We start from the raw sequence: 10,905 nt of genomic DNA, 5'->3' as shown, positions 1-10,905 counted from the left end.
CAATATCCAATCCGATCACCGCTGCGTTAGTATTCATCTGGGCTCCACCTCCTGACGATAGCGCGTTGACCGATTCAACCCGCTTGGCGCATTGTGACGCCGTTGAGTAAGGGGGTGGAGTCCATTGCATTAGGGTGGGCCACGCGACATTTATCTTTGCCGTAGCATTTGGCGCGTCGTCGGCGAATCATTAGACTGGTAGCTCGACGACAACGACGCCAGCTTATGGATACCCTCGACGCTACCGCCATTGCCCGCATACAGTTCGGCCTGAATATCGGTTTTCATATTCTGTTTCCGGCGATCACCATCGCCCTCGGCTGGATCCTGGTCGGCTTTCGCGTGCAATACGCGCGCACCGGCAATCCGGAGTGGCTCGCGACTTACCAACGCTGGACCAAAGTGTTCGCGCTGTCGTTTGCGATGGGCGTAGTGACCGGCATTGTCATGTCGTTTCAGTTCGGCACCAACTGGCCGGGCTACATGAATAAGGTCGGCAACATTGCCGGTCCGTTGCTTGCTTACGAAGTGCTCACCGCATTTTTTCTCGAAGCTACCTTTCTCGGCGTTATGTTATTCGGCATGCGGCGCGTGCCGGGCTGGGTGCATCTGCTAGCGACGGTGCTGGTTGCGGTCGGCACGACGATATCGGCGTTCTGGATTCTCGCGCTCAACTCTTGGATGCACACACCGGCCGGCCACGTCATCGCCGATGGCGAACTGATCGCCGGCAATTGGTGGGAGGTCATTTTCAATCCCTCGTTTCCCTATCGGCTGACGCACATGTTGCTCGCCTCCGGACTGACAGCGGCGTTTTTAGTGGCGGGATTGTCGGCATGGCGCCTGCTGAAGGCGGCCGATGACACAGCGGCGAAGAAGACGCTGCGCACCGGCGTATTGATTGCGTTCGTGTTGGCACCGGTGCAAATCTTCATGGGCGATCTCCATGGACTGAACACGCTCGAGCATCAACCGGCCAAGATTGCTGCCGTCGAGGCGCTGTGGCAAACCGAGCACGGCGCACCGCTGGTGTTGTTCGCCATTCCGAACGAAGCGACCAGAACCAACGACTTCGCCATTGAAATTCCCAAGGGTGCCAGTCTCATCCTTCGGCACGATCGCGATGCCGAGATAAAAGGCATTGAAGCGTTCGCGCCGAACACGCCGCCGGTGGCGCCGGTGTTCTTCGCGTTTCGGGTGATGGTGGGTGTCGGTATGCTGATGTTACTGGTGAGCGCCGTCGGCACTTGGCGACTGCGCGGCAATCGCACACCGCCGCGCTGGTTGCTGTGGATCTTTGCCGGCTTCACCTTCTCCGGTTGGGTCGCGACGCTGGCCGGCTGGTTAGTCACCGAGATCGGCCGCCAGCCGTGGCTCGTTACCGGCGTGCTGCGCACCGCCGACGCTGTTGGTGCCGTCTCCGAAGCGAAGCTCGGTGCCAGCCTCACCGGTTACATCATTACGTACAGCATCATGCTCATCGCCTACGTCGTCGTGCTGACGCATCTCGCCGGCAGCGGCAGCACCAAAGCGCCGGTCGGGCCAGGCTCGATTACGGCGGAGGGCCTGCTATGACGCTTGATCTGCCGCTGATCTTCACCGGCCTCATGGGCCTGGCGATCCTCGCCTATGTGGTACTCGACGGTTACGACCTCGGCGTCGGCATGCTGATGCCAGCGGCCGACGAGAACGAACACAACGTCATGGTCGCGTCGATCGGCCCGTTCTGGGACGCGAACGAGACCTGGCTCGTGCTCGGCGTCGGCATTTTGTTGGTGGCGTTTCCGGTCGCGCACGGCGTGATCTTGGGCGCGCTGTACTTGCCGACAGTGGCGATGCTGATCGGCCTTATGTTCCGCGGCGCCGCCTTCGAGTTCCGCATCAAGGCCGAAGGCTGGCATCGCGAATTGTGGAATTGGCTGTTCTGGTTCGGCTCGTTCTTAGCGTCGTTCGCGCAAGGCATCATGCTAGCGCGCTACATCACCGGCTTTCATTCCGGTTTCGGTTATTTTATTTTCTCCATCATCGTCGGCGGCGCGCTGTGCGGCTCTTACGTGCTGCTCGGTGCAACATGGCTCATCATCAAAACCGACGGGCTATTGCAGAAAAAAGCGCTGGCATGGGCCAAGTGGGGCTTGATCTGGACCACGCTCGCCATCGCCGTCGTCAGCGTCGTGACGCCCTTAGTGAGCGAAACCGTACGGCACAAGTGGTTCGATTTTCCGCACACGCTGGCGCTGATGCTGCTGCCGGCGGCGAGCACGGCAATCATTGCCTATGTCGGCATTACGCTACGACGCCTGAGCCGCGGCAGTTCAACCCAAGAATGGATTCCATTCGCCGGCAGTGTCGCGATGTTTGCCTTGGCCTTTGCCGGCCTCGCCTACAGTCTTTTTCCGTACATCGTTATCGATCGCTTGACCATTTGGGAAGCGGCGGCGCACCCGTCGTCATTGAAATTTGTTCTGGTCGGTGTGCTCGTGGTGGTGCCGTTGATCATCCTCTACACCGCATTTTCGTATCGGGTGTTTTGGGGTAAGGCACGCGCGGGGCTTTACGAATAAACCCAACGTTATAATTGCACCGTTTCAACCCTTGTAGTTCTGTTGAGACTAAACTAACAGGTTGCAGGGCATTGCCTCTCTTCAGTCGGGCTTAGCCGTTCACACATTCTAAGGCGGTAGACTCTTAACGTCGGGCATTACAATCGTCGATCCCCGCAGATCACTCTGCCGACAAAAATTTAAAATAGTTCGAGGATCGAATGAGAGTTCTACACGCACTACGATTGCCTGCCGCTGTCATTGCCGCACTTTTTTCGACGGATCCCTACGCCGCCTGTACCGCTAACCCAACGCTTCAGCCAAGCAACACCTTTCCGACTCTTTCCGGACGTCTGGTCTACCACTCCTATGTGAGTTATGGCGACGGCACGTCGAATCTCTACCTGTACGATTTTCCGTCGCAAACGACGACCCGGCTCGACAACCCGAGTTGGAATCTGTCCGATCCAATGAATGCGCATTTTTCCCCAGACGGAAAAAGAATCGCATTCATGGCGCAACAGGACGGCAATTGGAATATTTTTGTCTGGGCCATCGGCTCGCCGACCGCGCCAAGCAATATCACCGCATCGATCGGCGGCCGCAACGAGGATGCAAAATTCTCGTTCGACGGTAAGCGGATTGTCTTCAAGCATGAGGGCGATATTCGGCTCGCCACTCTGCGCTTCAACGCCGACAATACTGTCGGTGTCTCTGCCTGGCAGAACATTACGAGCGACGGTTGGACGATCGAGGAATCGATGCCGTATCTGACACCATCCGGCAAATATGTCGTGTACACCGTCGGCAGCGACGGCATGAGCATTTACCGCAAAAATTTAGCAACGGGACAGACCGCACCGTTCGCAGTTCCGCCGGCTGGTGCGCACGACTATTACCCGATCGTTCGCGATTACTCGGCCTATTTCTTTACGCGTGCCAGCAGCGGCAGCGGCTACGACCAAATCATGATGGCGCTGCCCAATGCCGCAAGCAGCACGGCCTACGCGTTACCGCTCAATAAATGCAACGCGAACAATTCCGACGCCGCGCCGGTCGATGAAGACCATCTAATTTTTCCCAGCGGTGCCTACGATCCGCCCTATGGCCTGGTTATCGGCGATATCAAGACCGGGATGATCTGGCGCCTCAACCAAAGCGCCGTGAACATCAACGACGGCAAACAGAAATTAGGCGCGAGCTATACCGCCGCGCGCTGACCGGAGACTCTCACCGGACGCAGTTAATCTAGCGACGACGACAAAAAGAAACAGACCATTACCGGGAGCAGGTATAGTGGGATTCGGTCAGCTGGCTTAAGGTGCCATTACCAAAAGCAGGGTGTTTCAAACCCCTTTGCATGTCGCCGCCGATAATATGAATGGATGCCGGCAAACGTGACACTGCTGTTTCCCGGCCCGCTTCGCCGCATACATGGCACGATCGGCATGCCGCACTAACGTCTCGGCATCGGTACCGCACGACGGGTAAGTGGCGATGCCAATGCTCGCCGACAAGCGATCTGGCGTATACAACCGGAGAGCGTCGCGAATATTATTGCCGATATCGATGTGGCGCCTCTCGTTATCCGCCGCGTCCAACAACAAAATAACGAACTCATCGCCGCCCAACCGCGCCACGGTATCGGCTTCCCGCACCGATTCACTCAATTGACGCGCCGCCGCCCGCAACGCCTCGTCGCCCGCCGCATGCCCGCGCGAATCATTGACTTGCTTGAAATCGTCCAAGTCGACGAACAGCACCACAAAGGTTCGTTTATGGCGTTCGGCGGCGGCGATAGCTTCATTCAATCGCTCGTACAAAAACGCCCGGTTTGGCAGCTGCGTCAACGAGTCATGCGTCGCTAGTTCATTGAGCCGCTCGTTGGCCTCGTTCAGGCGGCGCAAGAATAAGCCGGCGTAGTAGGGCGACGACATAATGCCGAACCATAGACCAATGCCAAGCAGGCCAAGCGACTGCCAGTACTCGTTATAGAAAAGGACAAGACCGAAGCCGATGGTGGAGCACACCGTCGACAGATATAAATACTGGCGCCCGTAACGAGCCGCATTACCGACATCGAGCCACAAATAGAGCACATACGCCGGCGTTATCCATTCGCCGAAGAGCAGTAGCCCCGCCGTCGTCATACCCCGGTCGCCCAGCGTATACAATATTCGGCGCAACACCGATTTCTTGGGCGAATAGTAAATCCAGACGAATATTACCAGCGTGTAGCCGATGTAGATCCCGAGCGCGAGCGAGAAGGGATGTATCGGCACATCATTCCACAGCGCATAGGCGATCGTGTAAAAAAAGAAAAATGAGGTAATGATTAGTCGAACGAGATTCTGTTCCGGTTCGGTGTCAGGACAAAGTCGAAGACGATCGTGGATACGACGCCATAGCGACGGCGAGTCGATGGTTCGTGGGTCTCCCGAGCGCCGATTTTGAATTGCATACGTTTCTGTCGTCATGACGCACTCCCTCCGTGGCACTACTGTTCTTTTGAAGTTGTGAAAATCCTGCCCTGCTGGCTCGTGCGTTATTTATGATGAACGACGCAGACGGCGTACGTAAAGCACCGCCCTTCCTACCAGCACGACATCCTTTTCTGCCAGCAAATCTTTCCGCCAGGACAGCGGACCTGCCCGCAGCGCCGATGCGCGACCTTCGGCGTTAAGCGAATGATCGTCCATCGTGTCGAGGTCGTAGAGCGGAATGCGCGGATAGTCGCCGACCTCGCCGACTGGCTTCTCTTCTTCCTTCAGCCGCGATTGCAATTCGCACAGCGCTAGGCGGCTGATTCACCGCAGTCGCATTTTTCTTCAACTCGCCTGTGCCAGACCGACGGGCACAAATGGCAGGTTGCTTCAGCTCTTCACGTGACAGTAATCGGTGCTCTGATACATCGCCTCGATCTCGTCGGCGTAACGCCGCTCCACTTCTTTGCGGCGAATTTTTAGCGTCGGCGTAAGCAAACCGTTCTCGACGCTCCAGGTATCGGTGACACGGATGATGTGGCGGATGCGGGCGTAGCCGGGGAAACCGCTCAATTGCGTATTGGCGCGCGTGCATAACTGGCCCAGGTCGTCGATCTTAGCGACACACACCAAACCAAGCGCCTTGCGCCCTTCGCCGACGATCATGACCTGCTCGAAGGTCGAGTCGCGCAGGATCGCCTGCTCGGCGTCGGCCGGTGAAATCTTTTCGCCGTTCGACATGACGATGATGTCTTTGACGCGGCCGGTGATGTAAACGCGGCCGTCGCGGATGCGCGCGAGATCGCCGGTGCGAAACCAGCCGTCGGCGGTCATGACCTTGGCGGTTGCTTCAGCATTGTTCCAGTAACCGAGCATGATGTTCAGCCCGCGCGCGAGTAGCTCGCCGTTGTCATCGCAGCGTAGCAGGATGCCTTCGAGTGCACGGCCGACCGACGCCGGGTCGTTGTCACCCTCGCGATTGCACGCCAGCACCGGTGCCGTTTCGGTAAGACCATAACCTTGAATGATAGGCAGACCTAAACTAATGAAGATTTTCGCCAACGCTTCCGGAAAAGCGGCGCCGCCGACGACGATTAGGCGGATGCGACCGCCCATACGGGCTCGAAGTTTTCTTGCGACCAGCAGTTTCAACAACGGCCACCACAAGTGATCGACCAACGTCGCCGCGCCGGTAAAACGCCGCCAACCGACGGCGACCGCTTTGTCGAACAAGCGCCGCTTAAGAGTACCGGCCGGCATCGCTTCCTGCATGCGGCTCCAAATACGCTCGAAGATACGCGGCACCGCCACCAAAATCGTCGGCCGTTGCTGGCGCAGGTCGTCGCCTAGCAGCGAGATCGAACGCGCGTAGATCGTATGTGCGCCGGACCAAATGCCGGCGTAGTAGCCGGCGGTACGCTCGAACATGTGCGACAGCGGCAAGAACGATAAAAATTTGTCGGCGCTCGTTACTGGGATCGCCCGCGTCGATGCGACGCAATTGGTAACGACGTTGTGATGCGACAGCATCACGCCTTTCGAGCGGCCAGTAGTGCCGGAGGTGTAGACGATGGTGGCGAGCTCGTTCGCCGGTGCGTTCGAGTGGGTCAACGCATGCAGGCCCAACGGCAACCAATCGCTCAAGCGTCGCAACTTTGCATCCGGCGCCACCGCGTCATCCAAGCAAACGACGCGCTCGACCGTCGGCAATTGGTCCTTGAGGGCCGCCCACTGCGCGCCGTCTTCGAGCAGCAACAAGCGCGCGCCGGCATCATTCAAACACCACGCCATGTTCTCGGCGCGGTCATCGAAGTAAAGCGGCACGGTAACGAGACGCAAACCAATCGCCGCTTGATCGAATAACACCCATTCGATGCGATTGTGCAGACACAATGCCACCCGGTCGCCAGGCTGCAATCCTTCGGCACGCAGCGCCGCCTGCCAACGCCCGACTTCTTGCGCCACCTCGGCCCAGGTCCAATCGCGCCAACTCTTGCCGTCGAATTGACGGTACGCCGGCAGGTCAGGGGTTTCCTGCACGCGGCCGAGAAAAAGATCGGACAGGTTGGAGCGTTCCGTTAGCTGCATACGGTGTCCTGCACTGACTCCCCCTCACCCAGCCCCCTCACGCAGAGGAGGAGTCAGGTGTGCCGATACAATTCGTTAGAACGACCAGCGCCCCTGCACGCTGACGATATTGATGCTCGACTCATACGTGCCCTGCAAATTGCCGCGGAAGAAATTTTCGCTGGTCGAGCTGGCGGCTGTTTTATTGATGTCGGCGTCGTCGATCATGATACGAACATAGCCGATATCGATGCTGGCGTTATCACGGCAACGATATGTCGCACCGAGCGCGAGCCAGGTTCTATCGGCGTCGGGCACGCGCGCGGTCCGCACCTCGGCGTTCGGCGTCGGCGATTCGTCGAGCGCGATACCGAAACGGTAGCTCCACTTTCCAGCCGGCGAATAGGTGGCGCCGATCGAATAGCGGTTTACGTCTTCCAGATCGAGCGTGATTACCGAGTCGGATTGATTGTTCTCGGTAAAATCGATACGCAACTCCGGCAAGCGGCTCCAGCGAGTGCGCGTGATATCGGCCATCAGCGCCCATTGCGGTGTGAGCTGATTAAAGCTGCTGAGCGAAATGGTTTCGGGAATGGTGATGTTGGTGACCAGCGCCGAATTTGAAATGTTGAAAGGCGCCGATGCGGCGACCGCGGCGGAAGTCGCATTGGGCGCGTTTACGGTCGACTGGCCCTCAATGGTGTGTGAAATCTTCGAGCGATAAGCGAGACCGACCCGATTGTCCGGCGTGAACTGCCAGAGCATGCCGAGGTTATAGCCGTAACTGGTATCGTCGCCTTCCAGGCGCGCGCTTCCGTCGGCAGCGTTCGTACCGGAACAAGCGCCGACGCCGGCAGCGGCACAAATACTGCCGTAGTCGACGGCATTGGTCAGCTCGGCGTCGATACGTTGGACGTTAAGGCCGGCACCCATCGACACTTTCTCGTTCAGACTGTACGACAGCCCCGGGTTGATGTTGACCGTTTTAATCTCGGAACGAATGGCGTGATAACGACCGACCCAGTCACTGTCGTATTCGGTCGCCAGACCGTACGGCGCGTTGACACCCAAGCCGACGACGAAGCCGCCGTCTAACGACTGCGTGAAGTAAAAATTCGGTATCAACGCGGACTCACCGGCGTCGCCGCCGTTACCGCCGGAGATCGCGCTGCCACCGAGCGCCGCGGCATGCGTGGCGCTGGCGTTTTCGAGCTTAATCGACGGGTCGACGTAGTGACCGGCCACCACGAATTGCCGACCGGACAAGCGCGCCATACCGGCTGGGTTGTACCAGACCGTGCTCGCGTCCTCGGCGCCGGCGGCGCCGCCGGCGTAAGCATTGCCGAGACCGGAAGCACTGTTCTCTTGAATCTGGAAAAACGCCGCCATCGACGGCGCGCTGGTGCCGGCCATGACGGCGGCGGCGATCGCGATCGGAAGGCGTTTGCGAATTACAGGCGGGGTCTTCATGTTGATCTCCTCACGGTGGGAATCGGCTGCAGTTGCAACCTCCCTGTTGTTGTCGTCGTTTTGCGCCGAAACCGGACACACGACACGTATTCTTAAGCATCTGCCGATATCGGGCAAACGCATTTGCAAGGCGACGAACTTTTTAGAAACACCAACCTAGGTCATGGGTAGCCGCCATGCAGATTCTTCAGGCGGGCGCCGAACGCGTGAACAACTCCGGTTGCGACCAGCCGGTGTCGGGGGTGAAGCGCTCGCCATACTCCTGCGACAAACGATAAAGACTATGACCGATGCCGGTAGTGCCGAGGCTGTCGGCATAGCGCATCGGCCCGCCGAGATACGGCGCGAAGCCGGTACCGTATACCATACCGGCATCGACGGCGTCGGCGTCGCTCACCACGCCTTCGCGCAGGCACGCGACCGCTTCGTTTAACAACCGCAACACCAAGCGCTCGGTAATCGGCACACGCGAAATCGCCTTGCCGTCGCCGGCACGCGCGCTACGGCGCCGACCGTTTTTGTCGTAACGATAAAATCCGTAGCCGCTCTTTTTGCCCAAGCGCGCTTCGGCGACGACTTCGCGCAGCCGCGCCGGCACCGGTATGCCGAGCGGGCCGGACAACATTTCCGCCACCGACAAGCAAATATCGAGGCCGACGGTATCGGCCAATTCGATCGGACCCATGGGCATGCCGAATTCGAGCGCGGCACGATCGATATCGGGCGCCGGAATCCCCTCCTCCAGCAACTTCACCGCCTCCAGCAGATACGGCATCAAGATGCGATTGACCAGGAAGCCGGGACTGCTCTTCACGTCGAGCGGTAAGCGATCGAGCGCTACCGCCCAACTGCGCGCGCGCCCTAACGCAAGCTCGTCGCTACGTTCGCCGCGGACGATCTCGACCAGCTGCATCTTCGCGACGGGATTGAAAAAATGCAGGCCGACCAAGCGCTCCGGCCGGCGCAGCGATTGCGCCATTACTTCCAATGGAATACTCGATGTATTGGTGGCGAGGACGGCGTCGGGCCGCGCGACTTCTTCGATGTGGCGGAACAACTCGCGCTTCGGTTCGATCTTCTCGACGATCGCCTCGATCACGAGGTCGGCGCGGCGTAAGCCGTTGCCGGCGAGATCGGGCATCAACCGGTCGAGCGCCTCCTGCACCGCGCGCGATTCTTTGAGCTGGCGCTTGAAGAACGTATGCGCCCGGCCCATGGCGCGCGCGAGGATTTCCGGTTTTTGATCTTGCAGGCTGACGTGAAAACCCTTCGACGCCGCCCACATAGCGATGTCGGCGCCCATGACGCCGGCACCGACGACGTGGACATAACGAATGTTGTGCTCGTGCGCACGACCGCGGCGCTTCAGCTCTTCGCCGAGCAGGAATACGTGCACAAGGTTGCGGCTGGTACGGCTGGTGAGCAATTCGCCGAGCGATATCGCCTCTTGCTCCAGCGACGCCTGCTCACGCCACAGCTCGAGAATGCGATACGGCGCGGGATAGTGATTGGGATCGGCTTTGGCGCGCACGTTGCGGTCGAGCATCTTCACCACCAACGGACGCAGCGGCTTCCAGCCCGGCAAACGCTGATACCACGGCGGACGCTTCGGTTCCGGTCGGCGTTTGAGCAGGACTTGCGCCGCCGTCAGCTCGTGCCGCTCCGGTACGAGCTCGTCGACGAGACCGAGCTTACGCGCTGCTTTGGCGGCGACCGTGCGACCGGTCAGCGTGAGATCGAGCGCCGACAGATGCCCAATCAACGCCGGCAGACGCACCGTGCCGGCGAAGCCGGGATGAATACCGAGCCGTACCTCGGGCACGCCCAAACGGGTCGAGGCATCGTCGCGAGCGACGCGGTAGGTGCAGGCAAGCGCCAGCTCCAGGCCACCGCCGAGACAAAAGCCGTTGATCAACGCCAGCGTTGGAAACGATAAGGTGGCGAGGCGCTCGAATACCACCTGCCCCCGACGCGCCAGCTCTGCCGCTTGCTGAGCGTTGCCCACTTGGCCGAATTCGCGCACATCGGCGCCAGCGATAAAGCCCGACGACTTGCCGGAGCGAATGACGAGGCCACGCAGGCGCCGCGCACCGAGCTCGTTTAACAGACGTTCGAGCTCGTCCAACACCTCGCCCGACAAGACATTGGCCGATTGGCCGGCAACATCGAGCTCGAGGAAGGCGATCTCTTCGCCCGGCGGTGCACCGACGACGCGACCGGCGCTATCGATTTGGCCGACATCGATATGCCAGTGACGCAAGGTCATCGTCGAGCTGTCGGTTGTTGTCATTTCCTCTGAGCCCATTCTGCCTCTCCGACATACGTTAACTATTGATACGCCG

At 59.3% G+C, this 10,905-nt stretch carries 8 protein-coding genes; 3 read left to right on the top strand and 5 right to left on the bottom strand.

Translation table 11 applies throughout. The annotated features are described in order from the left end of the window. Window positions 1-225: 225 nt before the first annotated feature. The 3 genes from HY308_14430 to HY308_14420 all read left to right on the top strand — a co-directional run bounded on the left by HY308_14430 (window position 226) and on the right by HY308_14420 (window position 3,763). A complete protein-coding gene (locus HY308_14430) occupies window positions 226-1,575 on the top strand; it encodes a cytochrome ubiquinol oxidase subunit I (protein MBI3899471.1) in 1,350 nt (449 codons plus the stop codon). Continuing rightward, a complete protein-coding gene (locus HY308_14425) occupies window positions 1,572-2,564 on the top strand; it encodes a cytochrome d ubiquinol oxidase subunit II (GenBank protein ID MBI3899470.1) in 993 nt (330 codons plus the stop codon). The genes HY308_14430 and HY308_14425 overlap by 4 nt, the downstream gene beginning before the upstream one ends. A gap of 200 nt (window positions 2,565-2,764) precedes the next feature. After that, window positions 2,765-3,763 carry a PD40 domain-containing protein gene (locus tag HY308_14420; protein ID MBI3899469.1) on the top strand — a complete coding sequence of 333 codons (999 nt, stop codon included), beginning with the start codon at window positions 2,765-2,767 and terminating at the stop codon, window positions 3,761-3,763. Between the two features lie 126 nt (window positions 3,764-3,889). Here the strand turns inward: HY308_14420 and HY308_14415 are convergent, their stop codons facing one another. The 5 genes from HY308_14415 to HY308_14395 form a co-directional block, all read right to left on the bottom strand. Then, window positions 3,890-5,020, bottom strand: a complete 1,131-nt coding sequence (locus HY308_14415) for a GGDEF domain-containing protein (protein ID MBI3899468.1) — start codon at window positions 5,018-5,020, stop codon at window positions 3,890-3,892. 72 nt (window positions 5,021-5,092) lie between these two features. Continuing rightward, window positions 5,093-5,326 carry a hypothetical protein gene (locus tag HY308_14410; protein MBI3899467.1) on the bottom strand — a complete coding sequence of 78 codons (234 nt, stop codon included), beginning with the start codon at window positions 5,324-5,326 and terminating at the stop codon, window positions 5,093-5,095. Window positions 5,327-5,416: 90 nt separating this feature from the next. Beyond that, complete coding sequence (locus tag HY308_14405) at window positions 5,417-7,114, bottom strand: long-chain fatty acid--CoA ligase (GenBank protein ID MBI3899466.1); 1,698 nt, start codon at window positions 7,112-7,114, stop codon at window positions 5,417-5,419. A 75-nt stretch (window positions 7,115-7,189) separates the two neighbouring features. Further along, entirely contained in the window at window positions 7,190-8,563 is a 1,374-nt protein-coding gene (locus HY308_14400; GenBank protein ID MBI3899465.1) for an outer membrane protein transport protein, read from the bottom strand. A 187-nt stretch (window positions 8,564-8,750) separates the two neighbouring features. Then, window positions 8,751-10,829, bottom strand: coding sequence for an enoyl-CoA hydratase/isomerase family protein (locus HY308_14395; GenBank protein ID MBI3899464.1), 2,079 nt, complete (start codon window positions 10,827-10,829; stop codon window positions 8,751-8,753). Between the last annotated feature and the right edge of the window lie 76 nt (window positions 10,830-10,905).

The organism is Gammaproteobacteria bacterium (genome assembly GCA_016199745.1).
In the GTDB taxonomy this organism is placed as follows: domain Bacteria; phylum Pseudomonadota; class Gammaproteobacteria; order Acidiferrobacterales; family Sulfurifustaceae; genus JACQFZ01.
This window is presented reverse-complemented; position numbering and strand designations above follow the sequence as displayed.